We start from the raw sequence: 25,230 nt of genomic DNA, 5'->3' as shown, positions 1-25,230 counted from the left end.
GCCACGGGAAAACCTTCGCCTCCCAGCGTTTACCTCATCCCATTACGCGTTCAACCCACCAGCTTTTTGGTCATCGCCAGCAGGGCTTTCACGTCCTGCGGACGCGTATCGCCGCTGGTGGCGTCGATGATCGAGCTGTAGATATGCGGGATCACGCGTTTCACGCCGGCCGCCAGCGCGATCTCGACGATCGGCTCAAAGTTCTCCAGATCGATACCGCCGGTCGGCTCCAGCATGAAGTCATGCTCGGCGCAGGCCTTGGCTACGTACTGGTACTCGTCCTTGCACTTCAGGCCGCCCATCGGGAAATACTTGATGGAGCTGCCGCCCATGTCTTTCAGCAGGGCGATGGCGGTTTCCACCGGCACGATGCCGTCCGGCGCCGCGGCGCTTAATGGGCCGGTAGAGATCTTCACCCAACCGACGCGGCCGGTCGGCGACACCAGGCCGTTGACCACGCTGTCGTTCTGGCCCAGCAGCGCGCGGCTGGCGCCGACGCCGGTGAACACCTGGTTAACGTGCTGCGGCTGCACCTGCTGAGCGATCAGGCTGACCATCGCCGACTGCTTAGGATCGCCGGCGCCCAGGCCGACCGAGAGCGCGTTTTCAATCAGGCGCGCATAGCGCAGCATGTCGGTCACCGCGCTGTCGACGTCCGGGTAGTTCTTGGAGAGCACGCCCACCAGCACATGGCCTTCCGCCGCAGCGTAGATGTCCTGCGCGTTGGCTTTGGAGCCGGCCAGCACGTTCAGGCAGACGCGGTCGCGATAGTAGTTAGGCTGCAGCTTCATGCTTGTTTCTCCGTAAACAGATTTTTGATACAGGTAAAGACGGTCATCAGTTGCCGCTCGTCGACGCTGCGCACGTCGACCTCAATCTTGCCTTCGTTGGCCTTGTAGCCGCGGAAGTAGATGGCGATATCGCCGGTTTTCAACGCCTGGACGATGTCATAAGTCGACCGCCCCAGCACCGCCTCATCAAAGGTGATCTCGGCGCGAGCGATATCGCGGCCGGCGCTGTCCCAGACGGTCTTGGCGCTGACGCCGGTCAGGGTGTTGAGGCTGTCGAGGAACGGCGTCATCCGCTCCACCATCTGTTGCCCGGTGGTTTTCTCAAGCGTCAGATAGCTTTCAATCGCCTGGGTCAGGCCGAGGATGCCCTCTTTGCCGACCTTCATCGCCCGGCCGATGCCGCCGGATTGCAACTTCACCCACTCGACGTACTGTTTCTTGCCGATCACGAGACCGCTGGTCGGCCCCTCGATGGCTTTGGCGCCGCTGTAGATCACCAGATCGGCCCCCATCTGGTAGTAACACATCAGATCTTCTTCCGCCGCGGCGTCGACGATCAGCGGCAGGTTATGCTTGCGCGCCACCACCGCCGCCTGTTCGACGGACAGAATGCTTTTCTGCACGCAGTGGTGCGATTTGACGTACAGGATCGCCGCAGTCTGCGGCGTGATGCAGGCTTCAATCTGCTCCGGCGAACATTCGTTGGCGTACCCCGCCTCCACCACCTTGCCGCCGCCCAGCGCCACCATGGTGTCCACCGGCGCGCCGAAGTTGACGTTGTGACCGCGCGGCAGCACGATCTCGCGCGGCACGGCGATCGGCGCCGAATGCAGGTTCACCAGCAGATTGGCGTTATCTTTAACGATCACCGCCGCCACCGACTGGGCGATGCCCGCCGAGGCGCAGGAGACGATCACCGCATCTTCCACGTTGAGCAGATCGGCGATGTAGGCGCCGGTCTTGTTGACCAGATCCTTGATTTCGAAATAGTGGTTCAGGCCGTAATCAACGGCGTCGATCACGTCCTGGCGCGGCGTGGAAACGCCGAGAATGGTCATACGGCCGGAGGTGTTGATCACCTGCTTCAAACCGTATTTTTCATAAATCGAAGACATGGCTTGCCTCCCCTTGTTCGGTTAATAGGATTTCCCCGGCCACCACCGCGGCCAGCGGCACCAGCAGCCGTTCGCCCTCGGCGGTTTGCCCTTCGGCGTCGGCGAACACCTGCGGTTCGCGGCGCAGCTCAAACAGCGTGAAATCGGCGTCATAGCCCGGCTCCAGCCGCCCTTTGCCGCTCAGCTGCAGCGCCGACGCGGCGTTCTCCGTCACGCAGGCGATCACCTGCGGCAGCGTCAGGCCGACGCTGAAGAATTTGGACATCACCGTCGCCAGGCTGTGCACCGGCCCGTTCATGCGGTTGCGGCAGTAAATATCGGAGCTGATGGTGTGCGGCAAAATGCCCAGTTTGATCGCCTGGCGCGCCACCTCGAAGCTGAAGCTGGCGGTGCCGTGCCCTACGTCGAGCAATACGCCGCGCCGCAGCGCGCGCTGGATAGACTCGCGCAGTGTGCCCGCCGGCGTCAGAATGCGGTTCGGTTTGCCGTTGTAGCAGTGGGTGATAATGTCGCCACGGGTCAGCAGATCGGCGATATCGTCCAGATCCGGCGGGTTGTTGCCGATATGCACCATCAGCGGCAGCCGACGGTTTTCCTGCTGGATCTCTTTGGCCAACACCAGCGGCCGGGTGCCGTTCTTGCCCACCACGCTGCTGCTCATGCGCGCCTTGATGCCGATGATGAAACCGGGATGGTTGGCGATGGCCTGGCCGGCCTCGCGCTTGTCGATGTCCGTCAACTCCGCCAGCTCGTTCTGCCGCAGCAGGCCAATGCGCGAAATATTGAGGAAGGCGAAAACGTTGGTTTTGGCGCTGCGCGTCAGCTGATAAAAGGCATCGATATCGTCGGCACCGGCGCTGCCGGCATCGACCACGCTGGTGACGCCGCTGGCGACGCCGACCCGATCCGGCTCGTCATGGTAGATCGGCGATTCGGGATAGCAGTGCACGTGCGCATCGATCCAACCGGCGCTCAGGCGGCAGTTGCCCGCCAGATCCAGCTGGCGAACGGCACTGACATCCGCCGCCAACCGCCCCACCGAGGCTATTTTGCCGTCTTTCACCGCCAGATCGATCAGCGTATCGTCCGCCAGTCTGGCGCCTCTGATTACTAAGTCATACATACCGCATTGCTCCTGTTAGCCCGGGCGCCGCCGCAGTTTCGGGCGGCGCCTGGCGCAGGCCTCTTAAGAAATGGCTACCGGGAAGATCGCCCCCAGGATCATCGCGCCGAGGATCGCTCCGCCGGTGATCGGTTTGCCCCAGATATAGAACAGCAGCGCGCCGAGCAGCGAACCGATGCCGATCGGGATCGAGGCGGTCATCGCCGACAGGATGATCAACGGCCCGAGGAAGCGGCCCGAGGAGTTGCCCGCGCCCATCATCACGTCAGCCCCGTAGGTGGAGTTGCTCTGATTGATGGTGAATTTGCGCGCCAGAATGATCACATAACCGATCGCCAGGCCGATGATCAGGCCGGTGGCCAGCGAAGCGGCGAAGTTGGCGACCGGGAACACGATGCCGGCCCCCAAAAGCAGCGCCGGTACGCCCAGCCCGACGCCGGTCTGGATCGCGCCGCCGATGTCGAGGATGCCTACCAGCGAACCTTCGATGATACGCGCGAACAGGAAGCTGGCGCCGAACGCCGCCACCGCGCCGTACACGCCGGTATCCATCCCCGCCCGCAGCATGGAGACGAAGGCCACTTCGTTAAAGGCGCCGATGCCGTACAGGTAGTACATGTGCGTCCCGGCGAACACGCCGGAGGACAGCAGGCCAACAAAAATCGGGAATGACCAGTCGGCGTACCAGAAGCCTTTTTGGGTTTGCTCTTCCATCATCCCGCTCCTTATTTACCGCTCAGGGTGTTGTGAATGGCGTCCAGCCAGCCCGGCACGCCGAGGCTGAAGGACTCGAGAACTTTCATGTCGAAGCCGCGGAAGAAGCCGCTCAGCACGAACAGCAGCACGATCACCGCCATCATGATCTTGGTGATTTTGTTCCAGCCGCTCTCTTCCACGCCTTTGCCGATCAGAATGCCCAGCACCAGGCCCGGTACGGCGTTGCCCATGATCAGCTGCGCCAGGCCGCCGAAAATGGTGCCCCAGAAGCCAGAACGGCGCCCGGCGTCGATCGCCGCCAGCCAGAAGATCACCGGCATCACGGTGTTCACCAGCAGGTTGGCCGCCGGCACCAGCACCTTGATCGCGGTGACCTGCAGCGCGGCAGGCACGGCGGAAGCGGTGGTATTGAGGAAGGCCACCACCAGCATGCCGATGATGCCGCAGGCGATGGCCATTTTTTTCGGATCGTGCAGCGTTTGCGCCAGATTGCGGTTCTTGACCATCAGGGCCGCCGCGCCCCAGTGCGGGATGATGCGGTGATCGACGTCCTGCGTGAAGGAGCCCGCCGCCACGGAAGACGCCCAGGCGTTGAAGAAGAAGCCCAGACCGAATGAGAAGTGGGAAGCCGGATCGCCCTCGCAGGAGTTCAGCTCGCCCAGGGTGCGAAACGCCCCCATGCCCTGTGTTGTCGGCGCGTGGAACATGCGTGCGGCGCCGGCCCCTACGCCAACCCCCACCAGCCCACCGATAATAATCGATTTAAATAAGATGATTAAAAACATCAGTATACCCTTTCATTTATGCTAACGTTTTTATTTCGTGACGAAGACAACCTTCTCGGTATTGATAATGGTTACGTTCACGGTTATTTCCAGAGAAACGGCATAGCTCTTTCTTTCACGCGGCAAAAAGAAGAAAAGAAATTTCTCTTTTGTTATTTTCTCTTCCGCTTTCACCACGCTGACGTCCTGCGGCTCGATGCGCAGCAGAATATTGTTGGTGGACTTTAATACCGCGCCCTGCACATTAGCCAAGGCGGAAGCAAAAGCTTTCGCTTTGCTGTCGCCTTTACCCTCCACCTTTACCGATGTGGTATATTGCTCTTTCATTATGGGTTGCCATGTTTTTTGACGTAGGCTTCCACCAGTTTCTGGCCCAGCTCTTCTTTATCCATAAAGCCGAACCCCAGCACGTTGCAGCCTTCGTTAATTGCCGTCACGCCCTCTTCCACCGAACGCATGCCGTATTTGGCTTTGTAGCCGTATTTGGTTTGCGCGGTAATCGCGCCGGCACCGCCGCTGCCGCAAAAAGAGATGCCCAGCTGCGCGTTTTCCGCTTTCATGACGTCGCCCAGCTTCATATCCGCCGCCACGCCGGGGATAACCACCGCTTTTCCGCCTGCGTTTTCAACGCCCTGGCCGACTTTCTGCCCTTTTCCCAAACGATCGCCGATCACTACGGTAATTTGACCCATGGTATATTCTCCTGATTGAAATCGATGCGTTAACCGCTATGCGTTATTATCTTTCGCCACTTCGAAGTGCACGGACAATAAATAGGCTTCTTCGATAGGCAATGTGCCAAACTGATCCACCACGCGCTCCGCCATTTGCATGGACTCGGCGGAAATTTCGTCGAACAGTGATTTATCCACCTCCGGCAACGGCTCACCGGTTATTGAGCGCAGCACCATGGCGCGAATATGCGATTCCAGCATCTGTTGCTGCACCGCATTGGTATAAATATTCTCAGCATTCAGCATCGCGGTAATATCCGCCAGCACCCGAGCGGTGATCTCACCGGCTTCGCTGATATCGGATTGTTCAATTTCTTTTATCGAAGCAGATCCATCATTCACTTTTCAGTACCCCTAGATCCCACATTAATCAGTAAGCCGTAAAGCGCATCACCTGAATAACCCGCTTTCTGTGATGTCTTTACCCTACCCCCGGTAAGATTTTCTGTGGAGACCGGTTTTTTCCAGTTCGAAGTGGAAATCGAATGACGCGCGGAGATCCATTTCGCAAAACGGCGTTAAGGCGAAAAAGTAAATGAGATAACAATTACATAACCCGGCTAACGGTTTTTTTTGCCTCGATTGACGATAAAAGCCTTCGTGATCGGGATCTCTTTCTTTTCTCGCCCCAACCGCCTACTATCAATGGGACAAATCGACATTACCCACACCCCCGCTCCTCTGGCGCGGGGGTGTTGCTTTGTGTTGTTTTTCCGAATTTATGGGTGCACAGACTGGCGCCCTTTGATTTGACTGGAGAGTGGAATGACCAAACCCATCATTACTATTAATGAGCTGGATGCGGAACGCCTGGATGCGCTATTGGAACAACCGGCCTTTGCCAACACCGACGTCGCCGCCGCGCTGAACGACGAGTTGGATCGCGCGGAAATCCTGCCGCCGGAGAAAATGCCGGCCAACGTGGTGACCATGAACAGCCGCGTGCGTTTTCGCGATCTGCACACCGATGAAGAGCACGTGCGCACGCTGGTTTACCCGGCCTCGCTGAAAGACAGCCACGATCAGCTGTCGGTGATGGCGCCGCTGGGCGCAGCGCTGCTCGGCATGCACGTCGGCAAGCAGATCTCCTGGCAATTGCCGAACGGTGAAGAAGCGCGGATTGAAGTGCTGGAATTGCTGTACCAGCCGGAAGCGGCGGGCGAATACCACCGTTAAGCGGTTCTCAGGGCGGCATCCGGCCGCCCTTTCTGTTTCAGAGGCAGATAGCGATCAGCACGGCGATCAGCAGCAGCACATAGATTTTGGCATGCAGCGCATCGCTCACCTTCGGCAAACAGCGCCTGGCAAACACGATCCCCGCAATCCCCGCCACCACCAGCAGCCCCAGAATGTTCAGATTGACGTAGCCCAGATACTGCGGCCCGCTCATCTCGCGCCACCCCAACACGATATACATCAGCGCCCCGATCACCGCCACCGGGATCGACAGCGGGTTGGCGGCGCTGACGCAATACTTCATGTCATAGCCATGGCGGCGCAGCAGCGGCACGGTCATCACGCTGCCGCCCACCCCCAGCAGTGTGGCGATGCCGCCGATCAGCGGCCCGCCGCCCCACAGCGTGGCAGGGGAAAGTTCAGCGCGCGCCGGTTTGGTCAGGAACCCCCGGCGGAACAGACAGTCGGCGATGGTCACCGCCATATAGGCCACGAACAACACGCGGATCACGCCGTCCGCCAGCAGCGAGGAGGCAAACGCGCCCAGCGCCGCGCCGATGCCGATGAAAAAGATCAGCGGCACGATGGTTTCCCGCAGCAGGTTGCCGCTGCGCCAGTTGGTCAGGGTGGCGTACCCTGCGTTGAGGATCATCACCGCCGTCGAGGTCGCCACCGCAATATGCATCGCCTGGCCGGGCTGCTCGCCTGAGGCGGAGATCAAATGGTAAACGAAAGGCACCACCACAAAGCCGCCGCCGAAGCCGAACAGAATGGTGGTGATGCCGGTCAGAAAACCGGCACCCAGAACGATTAACATTTCAATCATGGCCGTGCGCCCGCACGAAGTCGTCGAACCCGGCGCAGAACTGCCCCGCCAGCGGGTGGAAACGATCGCCGACAAACAGCCCCAGATACTGCTCGCGCACGGCGTCGTGATCCACCAGCTCAATGCCCGCCTGTTCCGCCTGCGCCAGCGTCTGCGCATCCGGGAAGCCCCAATAGCGCGAATCGCCCTGCTTTTCCGCCGCTATCGCTTCGCTCCGTTCCGCCCGCATCAGCTGGCGCGCCAGGAAGGTGCCGCTCTGCACGCCCAGCAACATCATGTTTTCCAGGAACGACAGGTCGTGGCGCAGCTCGGCGGGCAGGCGGGCGAGCACCGGGCCGGCATCCCAATGTTCGTCCATTTCATGCAGCGTCACCGCACAGTCCTTGTCACCGTTCATCATCGCGCGGAACAGCGTCATCACCCCGCGATAGCGCGGCAAGTCACCCGGATGCAGGTTCCACAGCAGCTTGCCGCGCCGGCTGAAGGCGCGCACATAGTCGGCGGAAAATTTCTGATAACAGCGCAAAGAAATCACCCCGTCCATATGACCCAGGCTGCTGATAAACGCGGCGTCATTGATGTCGAGAACGCGATGCGCTTTGACCCCGGCGGCGGCCAGGAACAGTGCCGGCGGCTGATAGGCGCCCTCACAGGCGGCGGCGTTGCGGCCAACGAACGGGAACACGAAATCGTTCAGCACCTCGCGCTCATACAGCCCCAGGCGGCGAACCGCCGGCTCCTGGGCGCGGCCGCCGCTTTTCGCCAGGGGGAAATACACCGTAAAAGCACACTCGCCTTTCAGGGCGGCGATCAGATCCTGACATACCAGCCAGGAGAAAATGTCGTTGCCGACAAAGAGCGCTACGTTTTTCATGCTTCAGCCTTCTTTGCGTTGAAAATAGGGTTGTTAAACACGATTTTGCTGATATCTCGCGTGATGGATTCCATCGCCGAGGTGTAAAAAAGGTCGCCCTTGGCGGGCGCGCCGAGCGAGTAGAGATGCTGCTCGCGGCCGCGGCGATCGGCGATTTTCAGCGTGTGCGGGTTGCACTTCACGCCGCCGAACAGGTTCTCCTGCACCACCCCGTCTTGCAGCAGTTGATGGCTCAGGCGGTTGGGCGGCAGTTGATAAGAAGGCGTGGTGCAGTTGAACAGATACTGCGCATGCACCCGCGTCTCATGGCAACGAAGGATAAATCCGTCCGCCCCCTTGCTGATATCCGCCAGGCCACCGCAGGCGCGCAGGCGTTGGCTCTCCAACGCCGCCACGATCTTGTAGGCGTTCTTGATCGGCATGGCGTGCCGATTGCGCATCCAGGAGGAGTTGTAAAAGCGCATGAAGATCTGCCGGTTGTTGGCATCCATTTTGACCCAGGCGGCGCACACCGTCGGATGGATCGCCGCCAGGTAGCTGCAGATGTGCTCACGGGCAAAGCGCGCCCGGTCGAGGCTGTCCGCCAGATCGCGGTAGCAATCGCGCCTTTCCCCCAGCGCCGAGAGCACCGTCAATCGTTCCGGCCCCGGATAGTGACGCGCCAGCGCGGCGTTGACCGCATGCACCAGCTGATGCGCATCAATAAAATCGTTACCGGCGACAAAGCGCCGCAGCCCCTCAACAAACGCCTCCGGCGGCGGACGCATCAACGCCGGTTGCACGCTGGGGAACAGGCCCGAACGCGACAGGGCGCAGATATCGGTGGCCCCCAGGCGCTCCATCAGTTCAACGATGGCGTCGATCGCCGTCAGGCTGCAGCCGATCACGCCGATGGTTGAGTAAGGGTTGATCGGCGGCAGATCCCGGTGGGCCTGATAAGCGATCACCCCGTCCACCGGATAGAGACATTCCGGCGGGTTATGCCCCGAACACAACACCAGCGCGTTCATCTGTTCGGCGGAGCCGCAGGCGGTGGTCAGCCGATAGCCTGCCTCGTGCGGCGCAATGGCATTCACTTCGGCGGTCACGAAATTCAGCGCCACGTTGCTGTCCGCCGCCATATACATCGTCATGTCGCGAATAAAATCGAGATATTCCCGATACAGCCAACGCGGCGGATAACGATCCTGGCAAAACTGCGGGAAATGCATGGCGATCCAATCAACGAAGTGCGCGTCGTCGAAAATATCCGCCGACATATTTTCTGGCGTCATATTTAATATATGGCTGTCAAAATCGCTGCTGTATGCCATACCGCCCTTGAAGCCCTGCTTGTCGAACACCGTCAGGGAAAGCGGCCTTTTGCAATGATTAACCGACTTATTTTTTATAAAGTTATACGCAAAAGAGATGCCGGCGGCTCCGCCGCCAATCACACCGAACTTATACATGAAATATCACCTTATAGTCATTGAACTACGCTAAGAACTATTGCTTCAGGTGTTGGAATAAAATGACGATTTATTCCTTATTAACTTCTTGTATTGCGAGAACGAAAACCTTCTTCTCACCCCGGTGTGAAAACTTGCGCGGGCTTTATGGCCGATAAAATAACGGCGCCCCGGACAAGCGTTATTTTTCTGCCCCGATAGTAGGGCGACCGCCGCTGGCTTGCTTTATATGAAAGGCCAACTATCATTGCGTTTCGGCCAACCTGCCGCCAAAGAGGACACATGCGCAACGTCCGCATTGATGACATCGACCACGTAGCGCGCGCGGTAATCGCCATCGGCACCGATTATCCGCCGGGGCATTTGCTGCCGATGCACAGCCACCGGCGCGCGCAGTTGCTGTACGGCGCCACCGGCGTCATGCACGTTTTCACGCAGCAAGGCAATTGGATCGTCCCGCCGCAGCACGCGGTGTGGCTGCCGCCGCAGATGCCGCACGCGGTGAGAATGGTCGGCGTCACTACCCGCAGTCTGTACCTCGAACCGGGCGCGTTGCCCGCCGAACAGCCTCAGGTTTGCCAGGTGGTTAGCGTCACCCCGCTGATGCGCCAACTGTTGATGGCGGCGGTGGACATGCCGCTGGAGTATGAGCGGGAGGGACGCGACGGGGCGCTGGCGACGTTGCTGCTGCACGAGCTGGCCCGGCTGCAACCCTTGCCGTTGCACATCCCGCTGCCCGCCGATCCTCGGCTGGGCGAGCTGTGCCGCGCCTTTTTGCAGCACCCCGACGCCCACGACTCCGCGCAGCAATGGGCCCCTCGTCTGTACATGAGCATTCGCACCTTCAGCCGCTTCTTTCGCGCGCAGACCGGCCTGCCTTTTTCGCAATGGCGTCAGCGCGCCTGCGTGGTGCTGGCGTTGGCGCTGCTGGCCGAAGGGCGCAGCGTGACGCAGGTGGCCATGGAGATGGGATATGACAGCAGCGCGGCGTTTTCAACCATGTTTCGCCGCGTGCTGGGGCAGGCGCCCTCCTCCTATCTGACGGAAGACGGGCGCGACGGTTGACGGGTTAGCGGAATTTCTTGTGGTTGGCGTCGCGGGTCTGCTTGAAGCCCTGCGCCAGCTGCTTGGCTTCGGCGACTTTGCCCTGATTGGCCAGCGCCAGCGCCTGATCGATCTGGCCGATCAGGGTATCCAACCCGCTGCGGAAATCTTTCATCTCCGGGCTGTCGGCGGCTTTGCTCTCCAGTTTCGGCGGAGTACCCTGCTTGGCATCCTGCGCGGCGGCGCGCATGTTCTGCAGGCTCTGTTTGAGGGTGGCGGCGGAGTCGGTATTCAGCACCGTTTTGTAGTTTTCCGCCAGGGTGTCCATATCGTCGCCCAGATCGGCGGCGGCCGCCAGCGAACTGGCCGCCAGCAGCGTCAACGCCGCCAGCGCTTTCAGGGTATTCTGCATGTTTGCTCACCTTCCAGTTATTGTTTTAGTTAACCCACCGCTACCATAGGCAAGGCCGGGCAAAATCGAAACCGGAGATTTGTAAGCAAGGTTGAGGCGGGATAACGCGCGGCCGGCGGGCGCCGACCGCACAGAGGATCACTGGCCGGCGATCTTCATTTCCGGCAGCAGCACCGAACCGCACTGGATATTGCTGCGGGTTTCGATATCGCTGCCGACGCTGACGATGTTGCGCAGCATGTCTTTCAGGTTGCCGGCGATGGTGATCTCGCTGACCGGATACTGGATCTCGCCATTTTCCACCCAAAAACCGGCGGCGCCGCGAGAATAATCGCCGGTGACGCCGCTGACGCCCTGGCCCATCAATTCGGTGACCACCAGGCCGGTGCCAAGCTGTTTCAGCATGCCGGCGAAGTCTGCGCCCTGCCCGGCAATGCGCCAGTTATGGATGCCGCCGGCATGGCCGGTGCTGTGCAGGCCCAGCTTGCGCGCCGAGTAGCTGGTCATCAGCCAGGTTTGCAGCACGCCATCCTTGACGATATCGCGCCGTTGGGTGCGCACGCCCTCGCTGTCGAACGGCGTTGACGCCAGCCCTTTCAGCAGATGCGGGTGTTCCTCGACGGTCAGCCACGACGGCAGGATCTGCTTGCCGAGCGCGTCCAGCAGGAAAGTGGATTTGCGGTAGACGCTGCTGCCGCTGATGGCCCCCACCAGATGGCCGAACAGCCCGGTGGCCACTTCGGAGGCGAACAGCACCGGCGCCTTCATGGTCGACAGTTTACGCGGCGCGAGACGCGCCAGCGTGCGGCGGGCGCACTCCTGCCCCACCCACTCGGGGCTGTGCAGATCGCCCATCGCACGGCCGATGGTGTAAGCGTAATCCCGCTCCATGTCGCCGTCCTGCTCCGCAATGACGCAGCTGGACAGCGAATGACGGCTGGAACAGTAGCTTTGCAGCATGCCGTGGCTGTTGCCGAACACCTTGATGCCGTAGTGGCTGTTGAAGCTGCCGCCTTCGGTGTTGGTAATGCGTTTGTCCGCCGCCAGCGAAGCCTGCTCGGCGCGCGCCGCCAGCTCGATGCCGCGCTCGGCGTCCAGCTCGGTCGGGTGGAACAGATCGAGATCCGGCGCCTCAAACGCCAACAAATCTTTCTCCGCCGGGCCGGCGCAGGGATCTTCAGAGGTGTAACGCGCGATGTCCAGCGCCGCCTGTACGGTGCGGGCGATGGCATCCGGGCTGAGATCGGTGGAAGAGGCGCTGCCTTTACGCTGACGGTGATACACGGTGATGCCCAGCGCGCCATCGCTGTTGAACTCGACGTTTTCCACCTCGCCGAAGCGGGTGCTGACGCTGATGCCGGTCGATTTGGTGACCGCGACTTCCGCCGCGTCGGAACCGGCGCGTGCCAGCTCCAGAGCCTGAGAAACGGCCTGTTCCAGCGCCTTGCGCTGTTCTGCAACTTGAGTGACTACTTTCATCAATCTGCCATAATTAATCAGAAAATCGTTGAGAAAAGTGCCGGAGCGGCGTAGTTGTGCACGCGGGGCGGCGCGCAAAAATCCTGAGATCTCTGCCGTTGAGTCTAACAGGAACCGCGTTGAATTTCGCATAAAGCCGGCAACCTGTTAGGATTAGCCTCTTTTTAACGGAGCCTACCATGAACAAACAGCCTGAAGACTGGCTCGACGATGTCCCGGAGAATGAAAACGAGGACGATGACGAGATTATCTGGGTCAGTAAAAGTGAAATTAAACGTGATGCCGAAGCGCTGAAAGACCTGGGGGCCGAAATGGTCGATCTGGGCAAAAACGCGCTGGATCGCATTCCGTTGGACGAAGATTTGCGCGCCGCCATCGAGCTGGCGCAGAAGATCAAGAAAGAAGGCCGTCGCCGTCAGCTGCAGCTGATCGGCAAGATGCTGCGCGCCCGCGATATCGAGCCGATCCAGACTGCACTCGACAAGCTGAAAAACCGCCACAACCAGCAGGTTTCGCTGTTCCATAAGCTGGAAGCGCTGCGCGACCGCCTGGTGGAAGAAGGCGATGACGTCATTCCGTCGATCCTGGATCTGTATCCGGCCGCCGACCGTCAACAGCTGCGGTCACTGGTGCGCAATGCGCAGAAAGAGAAGGCCGCCAACAAGCCGCCTAAGGCTTACCGCCAGATCTTCCAATACCTGCGCGAGCTGGCCGAAGCGGCTGACTAAGCGCCGCCGCTATCCCGGGATGAACCCGTTTCATCCCCGGTGATGCGCCGGTTCACCGCTGCTTTCGCGGATATTGAAACGCAGGCTGCCTTCCAGCTCTTCTTCCGCTTCTTCAAACAGCAGAATGATCGCGCCAAAACGACGCTTGCTGCGGGCATTGAGGTGGGTGAACTCGATTTCCACCGGCAGACCGATATCGCCGGTCACCACGTCCCACAGCGCGTCGAGGTTGGCGCCAAACCCCTCGTCCAGCGCAAACTTATGCGCGAAATCGCGGTAGAAGGCCGGCACATCCTGGATCTGCTCAAAATCAAACTCTACTTTCGCCATCAAACTCACTCCACACGAATGAAGTTTTTGTAATGGTCACGCGAGACGAAGATCAGACCGTCGCTCGAATACAGCAGGCGATCGGCGCCGCGCCGGCCACACTGGTAATTGATGTCCGCTTCACGCCAGACCCGGCCGCCGGCGCTCGGCAGTTGCCCTTCACGGTTAGAAAATCGATCGCCGCCAATCGCCTTGCCCGGCAATACCGAACAGAGGTTGCCTGAGCGCGGGTCCCAGCCCTGCTCGCGCGCCTGCTTCTTGGTGATGTAATAATCCGGCAGCCGCTGATGCTGCTGCAGGTAACTCACCACCGTTTGCTGCTGCGTGAGCCGATCGATGCTCTGTTGCTGCCCCGCCGGCGCTTGCACCACCGCCGCATTGCCGCCAATCGCACGGTGCTCGTTGCCGCGCAACGCGCTGAAGACGGCGATGACCACGGCGATGACAATCGCCAACAGAATCCGCTTGTTCATGACATTCCCTGAAATTATGCCGCCGGAGGCGCCGCAGCTCCCCCAGGCTAGTTAGGTATATAGTCGACCTGGATGAAACTAAGATGACCGACACGTTGCGTTTTCGCGGCGGTGAGGGTTTCATCCATTCATGTCAATGATGCCACTTTCCAGCCGTTCTGGCACTCGGAGTCTCTCTGAAAACGAGCCGCCTGCTCTGAGACGGCCCGCCGAACAACGACTGCTTACAGTATAGTCAGGGAAGGCGCCGCACAGCGCGGCGCAACAGGAGGGAACGCATCAATCGATCAAGGCGTGGCGGTAGCGGTGCAGCATGTCGGCCAGGCGTTTCACCGGCCCAGTGACGCTGAGCGGCGCCTGATTGTCGACCAGCTTCTGTTGGTACTCGTTCATTTCGCCCAGCAAGCGATCGTAGTAATAGGCGCGCTTGACGTCGTTCTTGGCGGAGACCACCCGATCGGCGGTGCTGCGGATCTGGCGGTGGAAGGCCGACAGCTCTTCGCTGGCCGGAATTTCCGCTCGCTGCATGCGCTGGTGGGCGATGATCAGGTTCAGCGCCAGACGATACTTGGCGATGTCGTTCGGGAACATCATCAGCAGCTGATTAAGCTGCTGATACAGCGCGGGCAGGTGGTTTTGCCGACGGCGCGCCGCCTTGGTGGTCAGCGCCGACACCGCGCTGCTGACAAACTGGTTGAGCAACGTGCGGCCGGTGCGTTCGCGCGAATTATCGCGGATCAGCAGCAGCACCATCAGCCCGACGCAGCTGCCGAGGAACTGGCCCAGCGCCCCGTCGAGAAACTGGGTCACGTTGAACTCCATCGGGTTGCTCAGCACCAGAATGTTGATGGTCCCCGCCAACAGCCCCAGCGAACCGAGCCGCCGCTTCTGCACCTCGATGCCGATGAAAAACGCCAGCAGGCCAAGGCTGAGACACAGCAGCAAAATGCTCTGCTGGGTCGCCGGCAGGATCACCATGAAGAACAGAGAACCGACCGGGATTGCCGCCAGCATGCCCAGCACGAAATCCATCGCCACCATGCGCGGCGCCGGGGTGCGCATCGCCAGCGAGGTGATCACCGCAATGATCACCATAAAACCGCTGCCGGACGTCCAGCCGGTCCACAGCCACAGCAGGCAGCCGAAGGCCGTCGCCACAAAGGTGCGCAGGCCGTTGATCATCGCGTGATGCCCTTCCGCCGAGGTCGGCTTGACCACGGTTTCGTTGCTCAAGACGCCCTCTTCCACCGCGCTGATGCTGCAGTTGGTGTGCACGCCTTTCGACAGCAGCAGGTAGCGCGTCGCCGCGCCGACCCAGCCGGTGATGGTCGGCAGCGTTTCCTCGGAGCGATGCGTGGTCAGCACCTGACGCAACAGCTTCATGCGCTTGTGGATCTCCTGCGGGGTCTCCGCCGGAACCATCAGCTGTTCCCGCAAACTTTCTTTCAGCGCCTGCGGGTGATTCAACAAGATCAGATAGGTTTCACAGGCCTGGGTGATCAGCGTCAGCGACAGGGTATGCAGCGCTTTCACCCGTCGGTTGACCTTCTGCCAGCGCGAGGATTCCATCATCAGGTTGTTGCGCATGCCGTCCAGCGCCGTGGTGCTCTTCACCAGATTGCTCCAGGCGCGGTCGATGTCCTCTTTATCGGCATGGCTGATGCACATCTGCATCAGGCGGTATTGATCCACCAGCAGCTTATCCACCGCCCGATCGATGTCCTGCTTGATCGAACGCGGCGAAAACAGCAGATCGGCCAACACGGCGCTGACGATCCCCAGCACGATCTCGCTGCAACGCTCGATGGCGAACTGCGGCGCTTCCAGCAGGTGGGCCTCGCTGGTGGCGACCGTCACGATGATGATCAGCGCGGTATAGCCGGCCAGCCCCCAAGCGTAGGAGTTCTCCACCTTGATAAGCGAAGAGAGCCAGGTGCAGAAACCGGCCCACATGCAGCACAGCATCAGCATCACTACCGGCGCGCGGGCGGTGGTGATGATGATGAGCAGGCCGACGAAGCAGCCGATAAAGGTGCCGATGATGCGCAGCCAGCCGCGATGGCGAATGGCGCCGGAGAAGGGTTCACCGCCGGCGGCAAAGGCCGGGCCGGCGGCGACGATGGCGGCGGTCATCGCCGACCAGCGCGGGGTTTCCAGATTGAGATGGAAGCCGACGAACAGCGCAAACACAATCGCGAAGCTGAGTTTGAAGGCAAATCTCAGCCGGATAAAGGTTGGGCTGCTCATTAGCCGAACTCACGCAGCCGGTGCATCAGGCGCACAAAAGGCGAGCCGCTGTCGGCATTGCGATCGTTCTTACCGACGATCACCACGGTGGCGGTGGTGCCGGCCGGGTACGGATGCTGTTGGTCCTTGGCGTCCAGCAGGATCTTCACCGGCACGCGCTGCGCCAGGCGCACCCACTCCAGGTTGCTGTCGATCGAGGCCAACCCTTTGTTGTTCACCGTGCTGCTGCTGTTGTTCACCGCCGCCGCCACGCTATCGACGGTGCCGTGCATGATGCGGTTGCTGCCGAGCGGGGTAATCTCCGCGCGATCGCCCTTATTCAGGCCGTTCAGCTTGGTCTCTTCCAGGTACGCCAGGATGTAGAAGGAATCTTTCTTCACCAGCGCCACCGCGACCGACCCGCGGGTGATGTATTCACCGGCGTGTACGTTGAGGTTGGTGATCCAGCCATCGGCCGGGGCGCGCACCGTGGTGCGCTCCAGATCCAACTGCGCCAGCTCGCGAGCCGCAATGGCCTTCGCCAGCTGGTGCTGCACGGTCTGCAGCGAGTTGTTCGACTGGTCAATCTCTTCCTGCGACATCGCCTGCACGCCCAACTTCACGCGGCGGCCGGCCTCACGCCGTTTTTCCGCCGCCAGCGTCTGATAGTAGGCGACGTCGGCGCCGGCTTCCGCCAAGGCCTGCTCATAACGCGGCCGATCGACCACGAACAGCACCTGGCCTTTCTTGACCAGTTGGTTGTCCACCACCGGCACGTCGGTCAGCAGGCCGCTGACGTCCGGCGCGATCGCCACCACGTCGGCGGTAAACTTGGCGTCACGCGTCCACGGCGACTCGGTGTAGAACACCCAGGCCTTGAATACCGCGGCAATGCCCAGCAGCACAAGAATCAAAGTGATCGCGATTCGGGTTATTTTTATCGAAAAATTTTTCACAGCGACCTCAAACAAAAAGACACGAAATCAGATAAAACAAGCAGCAATACAGCGCGGTATTAAACAGCGCCGGATGCCAGACAAAATCGTAAATCCCGGTCGGCTGCAGCAGGCGGCGCAAGAGAAAAAACAGCGCCAGCGACACCAGCAGCTCGAAAAACACCGGCGGAAACGACAGTCCGAAGATGACCATAACCGGAAGCAAACTCATCACTTTTTCCTTATTGTTCACTGCGCCGGGGAAAGACAGGTCTCGCCATTCACATTCTCTTTACATTTTAGCGTGCGCGCGCCACAAATCTTGACCAGGCAGCTTGTCCAGGTCACGAACCCGAAAAAAGGTTAAACTTTGGGGCAGACATCCACGACAGGGATTGCGAGGGTGCCGGAGGAGCGGCAGGATGACGTCGCCGCTCGCTCTCGCACGTTGGTGAGGTCTATTCACCCGACCACGTTATATTAGCCTGCTTACTATCAAGGCATCAACAATCTGTGATCTAAATCACTTTTAAGCCAGAGTGAATAATGGAAAGATTAAAACGCATGTCGGTATTCGCCAAAGTGGTTGAGTTCGGGTCGTTTACCGCGGCCGCGCGCCAACTCGACATGAGCGTTTCATCGATCAGCCAAACCGTCTCGAAACTGGAAAATGAGCTGCAGGTCAAGCTGTTGAACCGCAGCACGCGCAGCATCGGCCTGACCGAGGCCGGCAAGATTTACTATCAGGGCTGCCGACGCATGCTGCAGGAAGTCAGCGAAGTGCATGAGCAGCTGTACGCGTTTAACAATACGCCCGCCGGCACGCTGCGCATCGGCAGCTCGTCCACCATGGCGCAAAACGTGCTGGCGAACATGACCGCCGAGATGATGAAAGAGTACCCGGGTCTGACGGTCAACCTGGTGACCGGTATACCGGCGCCGGATCTGATCACCGACGGTCTGGATCTGGTGATCCGCACCGGCGCGCTGCAAGACTCGAGTCTGTTCTCGCGCCGCCTGGGGCAGATGCCGATGGTGGTGTGCGCCGCCAAAAGCTACCTGAGCCAGCACGGCACGCCGCAGAAGCCGAGCGACATGGTCAACTTTTCCTGGCTGGAGTACAGCGTGCGGCCCGACAGCGAATTCGAACTGATGTCGCCGGAAGGCATCACCACGCGCATTTCCCCGCAGGGGCGCTTCGTCACCAACGACTCCTCCACCATGATCCGTTGGCTGAAAAACGGCGCCGGCATCGCCTACGCCCCGCTGATGTGGGTGATCGAAGAGATCAAACGCGGCGAGATCGAGATCCTGTTCAAAAGCTACCATTCGGATCCGCGGCCGATCTACGCGCTCTATACCGAGAAGGACAAACTGCCGCTGAAGGTACAGGTGTGCATCAACTATTTAACCGACTATTTCGAACGCGTAGCGGCGGTCTATCAGGGTTATCGCTGAGCAGCGCTTAAATAGCGGCGCGCCAGCGCGGCCAGCAGCATCAGCGCCAACATGCCGATGCCCCACAGCAGCCAGACGGCGTAGCCCGCCCAGGCCAGCAGCAGAGGAAAATAGCTCGCCAGCCCGCTGCCCAGCTGTTTCAGCCACGGCAGCCAAGTGTCCAACACCGTCTGCGGCACCAGGCTCAGCGCACCGTTCACCGGCAACGTTGCGTTTCCGGCCGCCTCCGCCAACGTCGGCAGCCAGGTCAGCAGGCCGGATACGCCCCAGGCCAGCAACGTCCACAGCGCCATGGCGCCGAGCAGCAGCGCGACCGTCCAGCCGCCCCGATTCACGGCACACCGCCGCCGCACTGCGGACAAAAGCGGCTGCCCGGCGGCAACGGCGCGGCGCACTGTCCGCAGGTGGCGCTCACCGCAGCAAACGGCTGGCCGCAGCGGTGACAATAACGCGCGCCCGGCTTATTCACGGCCCGGCATTCCGGGCACTGCGGCCCCTGTTCGCCATGCTGGCTATAGCGGTTGCCATGGTGGCCACCGCCGTGGCCCGCGCGCCGATGACCGCCGTTAATACCGCCTTGCCCCAACAACCTTTTCAGTAAGCTCATCCCGCCTCTCCTCTGTGCATTCACGCTGAAGCTCACTGTAAACCCTGGAGTAAACTCCAGGGTAAAGCCCGGCGATGAGGATTTACGTTTCATTACATCGTAATAATGGCAAGGCTTTGATGCCGTTAACAAAAGCATCATCGGCATTATCCCACGCCGCTGCGCTGCGTTATGCTGCGGGCACCTCTCCCTGCATCAGGAATAACCATGAAAAAAATCATACTGGACTGTGACCCGGGGCATGACGACGCCATCGCCCTGCTGCTGGCCTGGGGCAATCCGCAGATCGACCTGCTGGCGGTCACCACCGTGGTGGGTAACCAAACGCTGGACAAAGTGACGCGCAACGCCCTCGCGGTGGCGCGCATCGCCAATATCACCGGCGTGCCCTTCGCCGCCGGCTGCCCGCGCCCGCTGGTGCGCAATATCGAAGTGGCACCCGACATTCACGGCGACTCCGGCCTCGATGGCCCGGTGCTGCCGGAGCCTCACCTGCAGCTGGACTCGCGCCACGCGGTGGATCTGATCATCGATACCGTGATGGCCCACCCGCCCGGCAGCGTGACGCTGGTGCCGACCGGCGGCCTGACCAATATCGCCATGGCGGTGCGTAAAGAGCCGCGCATTGCCGAGCGGGTCAAGGAAGTGGTGCTGATGGGCGGCGGCTATCATGTGGGCAACTGGAGCGCGGTGGCGGAGTTCAATATCAAAATCGATCCCGAGGCGGCGCACATCGTGTTCAATGAAAAATGGCCGCTGACCATGGTCGGGCTGGATCTCACCCACCAGGCGCTGGCCACGCCGGCAGTCTGCGAACGCATCGCCGCCCTCGGCACCCGGCCGGCCACCTTCGTCGGCGAACTGCTGGCATTCTTTGGCCGTATGTACCAACAGGCGCAGGGCTTCAGCGCCCCGCCGGTGCACGATCCTTGCGCAGTGGCCTATGTGATCGATCCGAGCGTTATGTCGGTGCGCAAAGTGCCGGTGGATATAGAGCTGACCGGCACCCTGACGTTGGGCATGACGGTCGCGGACTTCCGCGCGCCGCCGCCGCCGGACTGCCACACCCAGGTCGCGGTCAAACTGGATCAGGATAAATTCTGGGATCTGGTGGTGGATGCGCTGGAGCGGATCGGCGACGTGGAGTAAGCGCACAAGAGACGAGATTAACGCGCTTGGGCAGGCGCGTTAGTCCGTATTCTGCCGCGGCAACGGGAGGCTCAAGTCATAACCGCTTTTATTTCCAATGCAGCAGAACAATCCTAATAATAAATTATTTCATGAAAATTTAAAAAAAATAGATAAAGACAGGAAGAATCTTAATAAAATTAAAACCATGAAAATCACATTGAATTTAAAAACCAGCAATGGGAAACGATGAAGTAAATCTCCGCCCTCACGCCGCCACTGACGGCATCAATTAAACAAGCAGATACCTCTTTTATTCTTAACACTGCCTGCCAATATAGACCATTGCCGGGATACCCCTCGATATCCACACACGCGATAACCACAGACAAAGCATTGATTTTAATTAATAAAAATAATATTAAGATTAAAAATTGACTGAATCACAATAGATTTGAGAAAATAGCGCGTCTGTTTTTGCAAACAACAAAAATGCCTTTTGCGAGTGAAAAATACGGCTTAACCTTTCTTTGGGCAAACAGCCTCGCGCATTCTCAGGGCAAACATTATTTATCGCTTTACCATAAAGACGGTTTAAATTTCCCGTGAGACATTTTCGATTTCAACATTACACGCATTTCAACACCAGGATAAAGGATAGGGAATAATCAAAGCATGCATTTAATAAACGCTATCAGGCCTTGGCAGGTTAACCATGGCCGATAAATCTCCCGCTAACGCAGCGACCATCGCCGTGCTGCCCCTGCTGCTGATCTGGATGGCGGCGGTCCTGCCGATTTATTACCCTAACATGGGCGGCGACGGTCTGGCGCTGCCGCAAAACATTCTGGCCTGGGGCGTCATGGCGCTTACTACGCTGATCGTGACGTTTACCGTTTGCCTGGGTCGCATCCGCCTTTCGCTCACGCCCACCGCACGCCTGTTGCTGCTCGGCATCGCCTTGCTGGCGCTGCCGTTGCTGTATACCCGCCCCGAATGGCGCGAAGACGCCCTGTGGCGCTGCGCCGGCCTGCTCGGCGGTTGGTTGTTCTATGTCGCCTGCCTGCAGCTGCGCGTCACCGCCCGGCAGCGCGAGCTGCTGCTGTTCGGCCTGTTGTTTGCCGTCGGCATTCAGGCGTTGTTGGCGGCTTTACAGCTGTTCGCCCCCTCGCTGGCCTGGGTATCCCCTAACGGCGGCCGGGTCTACGGCGTCTTTCAGCAGCCGAACGTGCTGGGCAGCTTTATCGCCACCGGGCTGGCTTTGGCGCTCTGGCTGCTGCTGGCTCCCTACTCTGCGCCGACGCGGCGGCAAATCCCGCTGCTCGCGCTGCTGGCCGCTTTCTCCGCCCTGCTGGTGCTGATCCAGTCGCGCGCCGCCTGGTTGGGGGCCGCATTGGCGGCGGCGCTGCTGCTGTGGCGCTTTGCCCACCAACGCCCGGCCGCAAGCCGCTGGGCCGGCGGCGCGCTGCTGCTGGGCGCCGCGATCGGTCTGACGGTGCTGTTCACCGGTTTCGGTCTGGATGGCCGCGCTGGCCTGATCGGACGGGAGCTTTCCAACAGCGCGCGCCTGACCATGCTGCACGACGTCGGCGCCATGATCCTGGCCAAGCCGCTGCTGGGCTGGGGCTACGGCGGCTTTGAATACAGCTTCGCGCACTTTCGCCTGCAGGAAATGCCCTGGAGAGAAGTGCTGGAAGTCGCCGGGCATCCGCACAATGAAATCCTGCTGTGGTGGGTCGAGGGCGGCCTGACGGCGCTGGCAGGTATCGCTATCGTCCTTGCCGCCGGCGTACGGCTGCTGAAAAGCGCCTGGCAACGGGATCGAGAACAGCCGAACGGTGCGCGCGTCGGCCTGTTCCTGGTGCTGCTGCCGATGCTGATACACACTCAGCTGGAATACCCTTTCTATCTGTCTGCGCCGCACTGGCTGGCGTTTCTGCTGCTGCTGGCGCTGCTGGACGGCCAAACCGGCGAGCCCCGCCCGCTGCCGTTCGCCAAAGCCCTGAGCCTGCCGGTGGCGCTTGCGGCGCTCGGCGTGCTGGTGATGGCGGCCTTCGCCTGGCAAGGGCGCATGACGCTCACTCAGTCGGAGCGCACTATGCTGGCCAACATCGACAGCATCGAGCAGATGCCGCCGCCGGCCGCCTGGATCTACCGGGAGCGCAAAACCTTCGACGAGCAATCTCACGCGCTGCTGGTCTATAACCAAACGCGCGATGATGCCCTGTTGACCGGCTATCGGCAGTGGGCCAATGCCTATCTGCAGCACCGCATCGACGCCAACGTCTACGCCACGCTGATCATGATCTTGCGCTATCAGGGGGATCAGGCACAAGCCGATGCTCGCCAGCGGGAAGCCGCTTTTCTGTTTGCGCGGGATGCGCGGTTCAGGTAGGGACAACGAGGTGAGAGCGATGCCTCGCCGCTCTCACCTGCGTCATTTTATGTAGCAAAATTAACGCGGCAAAATCGCGCACTCTTTATCCAGCAGCGACTCTACCGAAGCGCGATTGCCGACGTCCCAGCCGCGCTTCGAGGCCAGCAAAATAAACCCCCGTTGGCCGCCAAACGTAGTGGGCACTAACGCCACGCCATATTCCGCCATCTGCGGCGGCGACAGATGGAAATAATCCGCCAGATCCTTAATCGGGTAAACGCCCATCGCGGTTGGCTGCATCACGCGGCGCGCGTAGTAGGTGTGGCGCAACAGCTTATCCGGCAAGGGCCGCCATTGTTCCTGTATGTAGGGGCGTTCCGCCTGCAATTGACGCCGCACGTCCTCACGCAGACAGGTCAGGTGAATGTGCAATTGGTTTTGGCTGCGGCCATATGCGGAGTTGATCGCCATGCCCAACATATCATCCGGCACCGGCCCGCCATATTCGGCGGCCAGCCGATAACGCATCAGCCAGGCATAGCCAAAATAGTCCGTCCGTTCCCCGGCCAGCATCTGTGGGCTTTCAATGCCGGAGAGCGGCGCCGTCGGAACCAGAATAAAATGATAGGGGTAACGCGGGTTTTGCAGCACGCTAAAGCCCTGCGCCTTCCCCTGCGGCATATAAATCTGCTCACAGGGCGCCGGATCGCGCTTTTGCTGATAATTGGCCATGCAAAGCTTATCGACTACGCCCCACAGCGCATCGGAGCGGGCGCAGCCCGTCAGGGACAGGACGCCCAGCGCCAGCAGCCAACGCCGGGCGGGTATAGCCAGACGCGTCATCATCGTATTGCTCTGTTTTTTCGCCACGTCAATTTTATTCCATTATATCGTGCAGGCTACGGCGTCCTGCCGCGCTTAGCGTTACGAATGCGAGAAAGGCCGCAAAATGGAGCATGATTGAGGGGCCAACGCGTGGCCCCTGGAGGAAAAATTACGCCGTGCCGCCGACGGTCAGCGTGTCCAGTTTCAGCGTCGGTTGGCCGACGCCCACCGGCACGCTCTGGCCTTCTTTGCCGCACACGCCCACGCCTTTATCGAGCGCCAGATCGTTGCCGACCATCGAGATCTGCTGCATCGCCTCGATGCCGGAGCCGATCAGCGTCGCCCCCTTCACCGGTTTAGTGATGCGGCCCTTCTCGATCAGATAGGCTTCGGTGGTGGAGAACACGAACTTGCCGGAGGTGATATCCACCTGGCCGCCGCCAAAGTTCGGCGCGTACAGGCCGTACTCAACGCTGGCGATGATCTCTTCCGGCGTCGATTTACCCGCCAGCATGTAGGTGTTGGTCATGCGCGGCATCGGCAGATGCGCGTAGGACTCGCGGCGGCCGTTGCCGGTCGGCGCGACGCCCATCAGGCGCGCGTTGAGCTTGTCCTGCATGTAGCCTTTCAGCACGCCGTTTTCGATCAGCACGTTGTACTGGCCCGGCACGCCTTCGTCGTCGATCGCCAGCGAACCGCGGCGCCCTTGCAGGGTGCCGTCGTCCACCACGGTACACAGCTCAGACGCCACCCGCTCGCCCATATGGCCGCTGAACACCGAGGTGCCGCGCCGGTTGAAGTCGCCTTCCAGGCCATGGCCCACCGCTTCGTGCAGCAGCACGCCCGGCCAGCCGGCGCCCAACACCACCGGCATATTGCCGGCCGGCGCCGCTACCGCGCCGAGGTTGACCAGCGCCATGCGCACCGCTTCTTTAGCGTAAGCGTCGGCGCGCACGTCGCCGTCGACGGTTTCCAGGAAGTAGTCATAGCCGAAACGGCCGCCGCCGCCGCTGGAGCCGCGCTCACGCTTGCCGTCCTGCTCCACCAGCACGCTGACGGAAAGGCGCACCAGCGGGCGAACGTCCGCCGCCAGCGTGCCGTCGGTGGCGGCCACCAACACCTGCTCGTAAACGCCGGTGATGCTGGCGTTCACTTCCTGCACCCGCGCATCGGCGGCGCGCGCCACCTTGTCGACGCGGTGCAACAGGGCGATTTTCTCTTCGCGCGGCAGGCTTTGCAGCGGATCGAGCAGCGGGTACAGCGCTCGATAACCGATTTCGCCCAGGGTATGCGCCCGCCCGTCGCCCTGCTCGCGCACGATGCTGCGCGCCGCCTGGGCGCTCTGCTGCAGCGCATTCAGAGTGATCTGATCGGCATAGGCGAACCCGGTCTTCTCACCGCTGACGGCGCGCACGCCGACGCCCTGATCGATATTGTAAGAGCCATCCTTGATGATACCGTCCTCGATCACCCAGGCTTCGTGATAGCTGGACTGAAAATAGAGATCGGCGTAGTCGATACGGCGTTCTGCCAGTTGACCCAGTACCGAGTACAGGTCTTGATGACTCAGCTTGTTGGTAGCGAGTAACTGCTCACTGACAAACGTCAGACTCATA

28 protein-coding genes are annotated in these 25,230 nt (G+C 60.5%); 6 read left to right on the top strand and 22 right to left on the bottom strand.

Translation table 11 applies throughout. The features are described 5' to 3' along the window. Window positions 1-50 precede the first annotated feature (50 nt). The 8 genes from dagF to HWW83_RS09490 all read right to left on the bottom strand — a co-directional run bounded on the left by dagF (window position 51) and on the right by HWW83_RS09490 (window position 5,586). Window positions 51-791 carry a 2-dehydro-3-deoxy-phosphogluconate aldolase gene (gene dagF / locus HWW83_RS09525; protein ID WP_033651249.1) on the bottom strand — a complete coding sequence of 247 codons (741 nt, stop codon included), beginning with the start codon at window positions 789-791 and terminating at the stop codon, window positions 51-53. Then, a complete protein-coding gene (locus tag HWW83_RS09520) occupies window positions 788-1,906 on the bottom strand; it encodes a DgaE family pyridoxal phosphate-dependent ammonia lyase (RefSeq protein ID WP_033644482.1) in 1,119 nt (372 codons plus the stop codon). Before HWW83_RS09520 ends, dagF begins: the two co-directional genes overlap by 4 nt. Next, entirely contained in the window at window positions 1,890-3,029 is a 1,140-nt protein-coding gene (locus HWW83_RS09515; RefSeq protein ID WP_033644479.1) for an amidohydrolase/deacetylase family metallohydrolase, read from the bottom strand. Before HWW83_RS09515 ends, HWW83_RS09520 begins: the two co-directional genes overlap by 17 nt. Window positions 3,030-3,092: 63 nt before the next feature. Next, window positions 3,093-3,743, bottom strand: a complete 651-nt coding sequence (locus HWW83_RS09510) for a DUF4310 family protein (RefSeq protein ID WP_004937013.1) — start codon at window positions 3,741-3,743, stop codon at window positions 3,093-3,095. An 11-nt stretch (window positions 3,744-3,754) separates the two neighbouring features. After that, complete coding sequence (locus tag HWW83_RS09505) at window positions 3,755-4,531, bottom strand: DUF4311 domain-containing protein (protein WP_004937006.1); 777 nt, start codon at window positions 4,529-4,531, stop codon at window positions 3,755-3,757. Between the two features lie 30 nt (window positions 4,532-4,561). Beyond that, window positions 4,562-4,858: a DUF4312 family protein gene (locus HWW83_RS09500; protein ID WP_004937003.1), complete on the bottom strand. Its 297-nt coding sequence runs from the start codon at window positions 4,856-4,858 to the stop codon at window positions 4,562-4,564. Continuing rightward, complete coding sequence (locus HWW83_RS09495; protein WP_004937000.1) at window positions 4,858-5,223, bottom strand: glycine-rich SFCGS family protein; 366 nt, start codon at window positions 5,221-5,223, stop codon at window positions 4,858-4,860. The genes HWW83_RS09500 and HWW83_RS09495 overlap by 1 nt, the downstream gene beginning before the upstream one ends. A gap of 36 nt (window positions 5,224-5,259) precedes the next feature. Then, window positions 5,260-5,586: a glycine dehydrogenase gene (locus HWW83_RS09490; protein WP_089192640.1), complete on the bottom strand. Its 327-nt coding sequence runs from the start codon at window positions 5,584-5,586 to the stop codon at window positions 5,260-5,262. A gap of 444 nt (window positions 5,587-6,030) precedes the next feature. On the opposite strand from HWW83_RS09490, the gene rnk reads away from it, so the two are divergent. Continuing rightward, on the top strand, window positions 6,031-6,441 hold the full coding sequence (gene rnk, locus HWW83_RS09485; RefSeq protein WP_004936993.1) for a nucleoside diphosphate kinase regulator: 411 nt from the start codon (window positions 6,031-6,033) through the stop codon (window positions 6,439-6,441). A gap of 37 nt (window positions 6,442-6,478) precedes the next feature. Here the strand turns inward: rnk and HWW83_RS09480 are convergent, their stop codons facing one another. From HWW83_RS09480 to HWW83_RS09470, 3 genes are read right to left on the bottom strand one after another with little or no spacing between them, the layout of a single operon-like run. After that, window positions 6,479-7,267, bottom strand: coding sequence for a sulfite exporter TauE/SafE family protein (locus HWW83_RS09480; RefSeq protein WP_033644477.1), 789 nt, complete (start codon window positions 7,265-7,267; stop codon window positions 6,479-6,481). Beyond that, window positions 7,260-8,141: a formyltransferase family protein gene (locus HWW83_RS09475; RefSeq protein WP_033644476.1), complete on the bottom strand. Its 882-nt coding sequence runs from the start codon at window positions 8,139-8,141 to the stop codon at window positions 7,260-7,262. The genes HWW83_RS09480 and HWW83_RS09475 overlap by 8 nt, the downstream gene beginning before the upstream one ends. Further along, window positions 8,138-9,592: an FAD/NAD(P)-binding protein gene (locus HWW83_RS09470; RefSeq protein WP_160204649.1), complete on the bottom strand. Its 1,455-nt coding sequence runs from the start codon at window positions 9,590-9,592 to the stop codon at window positions 8,138-8,140. Before HWW83_RS09470 ends, HWW83_RS09475 begins: the two co-directional genes overlap by 4 nt. A gap of 282 nt (window positions 9,593-9,874) precedes the next feature. Between HWW83_RS09470 and HWW83_RS09465 the strand changes: the two genes are divergently transcribed. Then, window positions 9,875-10,657 (top strand): AraC family transcriptional regulator, encoded by a 783-nt coding sequence (locus tag HWW83_RS09465; RefSeq protein WP_033644472.1) that lies wholly within the window; start codon window positions 9,875-9,877, stop codon window positions 10,655-10,657. Window positions 10,658-10,661: 4 nt separating this feature from the next. Here HWW83_RS09465 and cybC read toward each other — a convergent pair whose 3' ends face one another. Both cybC and pmbA read right to left on the bottom strand, forming a co-directional pair. Further along, the gene (gene cybC / locus HWW83_RS09460; protein ID WP_033644470.1) at window positions 10,662-11,048 is read right to left on the bottom strand and encodes a cytochrome b562; all 387 of its coding nucleotides are present in this window, start codon (window positions 11,046-11,048) and stop codon (window positions 10,662-10,664) included. A gap of 138 nt (window positions 11,049-11,186) precedes the next feature. Next, entirely contained in the window at window positions 11,187-12,527 is a 1,341-nt protein-coding gene (gene pmbA, locus HWW83_RS09455) for a metalloprotease PmbA (RefSeq protein WP_042785444.1), read from the bottom strand. Between the two features lie 179 nt (window positions 12,528-12,706). Here pmbA and yjgA point away from each other — a divergent pair, with 179 nt between their 5' ends. Continuing rightward, window positions 12,707-13,255: a ribosome biogenesis factor YjgA gene (gene yjgA / locus HWW83_RS09450; RefSeq protein ID WP_004936968.1), complete on the top strand. Its 549-nt coding sequence runs from the start codon at window positions 12,707-12,709 to the stop codon at window positions 13,253-13,255. Window positions 13,256-13,285: 30 nt separating this feature from the next. Here the strand turns inward: yjgA and HWW83_RS09445 are convergent, their stop codons facing one another. The 5 genes from HWW83_RS09445 to aaeX form a co-directional block, all read right to left on the bottom strand. Further along, window positions 13,286-13,585 (bottom strand): barstar family protein, encoded by a 300-nt coding sequence (locus HWW83_RS09445; RefSeq protein ID WP_033644909.1) that lies wholly within the window; start codon window positions 13,583-13,585, stop codon window positions 13,286-13,288. A gap of 5 nt (window positions 13,586-13,590) precedes the next feature. Next, on the bottom strand, window positions 13,591-14,058 hold the full coding sequence (locus HWW83_RS09440; protein ID WP_033644465.1) for a ribonuclease: 468 nt from the start codon (window positions 14,056-14,058) through the stop codon (window positions 13,591-13,593). Window positions 14,059-14,337: 279 nt separating this feature from the next. Beyond that, the gene (gene aaeB, locus HWW83_RS09435) at window positions 14,338-16,305 is read right to left on the bottom strand and encodes a p-hydroxybenzoic acid efflux pump subunit AaeB (protein ID WP_033644464.1); all 1,968 of its coding nucleotides are present in this window, start codon (window positions 16,303-16,305) and stop codon (window positions 14,338-14,340) included. Continuing rightward, window positions 16,305-17,240: a p-hydroxybenzoic acid efflux pump subunit AaeA gene (gene aaeA / locus HWW83_RS09430; RefSeq protein WP_033644462.1), complete on the bottom strand. Its 936-nt coding sequence runs from the start codon at window positions 17,238-17,240 to the stop codon at window positions 16,305-16,307. Before aaeA ends, aaeB begins: the two co-directional genes overlap by 1 nt. A 7-nt stretch (window positions 17,241-17,247) precedes the next feature. Continuing rightward, window positions 17,248-17,451: a p-hydroxybenzoic acid efflux pump operon protein AaeX gene (aaeX, locus tag HWW83_RS09425; protein WP_004936952.1), complete on the bottom strand. Its 204-nt coding sequence runs from the start codon at window positions 17,449-17,451 to the stop codon at window positions 17,248-17,250. Window positions 17,452-17,765: 314 nt separating this feature from the next. On the opposite strand from aaeX, the gene aaeR reads away from it, so the two are divergent. Further along, window positions 17,766-18,677 (top strand): HTH-type transcriptional activator AaeR, encoded by a 912-nt coding sequence (gene aaeR, locus HWW83_RS09420; protein WP_004936950.1) that lies wholly within the window; start codon window positions 17,766-17,768, stop codon window positions 18,675-18,677. On the opposite strand, the gene HWW83_RS09415 is transcribed toward aaeR, so the two are convergent. Both HWW83_RS09415 and HWW83_RS09410 read right to left on the bottom strand, forming a co-directional pair. Further along, complete coding sequence (locus tag HWW83_RS09415; protein WP_033644460.1) at window positions 18,668-19,012, bottom strand: hypothetical protein; 345 nt, start codon at window positions 19,010-19,012, stop codon at window positions 18,668-18,670. The two genes, aaeR and HWW83_RS09415, sit on opposite strands and share 10 nt — an antisense overlap. Next, window positions 19,009-19,284, bottom strand: a complete 276-nt coding sequence (locus HWW83_RS09410; protein WP_033644459.1) for a zinc ribbon domain-containing protein — start codon at window positions 19,282-19,284, stop codon at window positions 19,009-19,011. Before HWW83_RS09410 ends, HWW83_RS09415 begins: the two co-directional genes overlap by 4 nt. A gap of 207 nt (window positions 19,285-19,491) precedes the next feature. Here HWW83_RS09410 and uriH point away from each other — a divergent pair, with 207 nt between their 5' ends. Together uriH and HWW83_RS09400 are read left to right on the top strand one after the other, a co-directional pair. After that, on the top strand, window positions 19,492-20,433 hold the full coding sequence (uriH, locus tag HWW83_RS09405) for a uridine-preferring nucleoside hydrolase UriH (RefSeq protein ID WP_176589238.1): 942 nt from the start codon (window positions 19,492-19,494) through the stop codon (window positions 20,431-20,433). A 694-nt stretch (window positions 20,434-21,127) separates the two neighbouring features. Continuing rightward, a complete protein-coding gene (locus HWW83_RS09400) occupies window positions 21,128-22,807 on the top strand; it encodes a PglL family O-oligosaccharyltransferase (RefSeq protein ID WP_176589237.1) in 1,680 nt (559 codons plus the stop codon). Window positions 22,808-22,867: 60 nt separating this feature from the next. Here HWW83_RS09400 and HWW83_RS09395 read toward each other — a convergent pair whose 3' ends face one another. Together HWW83_RS09395 and tldD are read right to left on the bottom strand one after the other, a co-directional pair. Further along, window positions 22,868-23,632: a CDP-diacylglycerol pyrophosphatase gene (locus HWW83_RS09395; RefSeq protein WP_069100234.1), complete on the bottom strand. Its 765-nt coding sequence runs from the start codon at window positions 23,630-23,632 to the stop codon at window positions 22,868-22,870. A gap of 151 nt (window positions 23,633-23,783) precedes the next feature. Beyond that, window positions 23,784-25,229, bottom strand: coding sequence for a metalloprotease TldD (gene tldD / locus HWW83_RS09390; protein ID WP_033651236.1), 1,446 nt, complete (start codon window positions 25,227-25,229; stop codon window positions 23,784-23,786). Between the last annotated feature and the right edge of the window lies 1 nt (window position 25,230).

Source organism: Serratia ureilytica, assembly GCF_013375155.1.
Taxonomy (GTDB): Bacteria; Pseudomonadota; Gammaproteobacteria; order Enterobacterales; family Enterobacteriaceae; genus Serratia; species Serratia ureilytica.
Note: the sequence above shows the minus strand (reverse complement) of the source record. Positions and strands in the feature narration are given on the sequence as shown.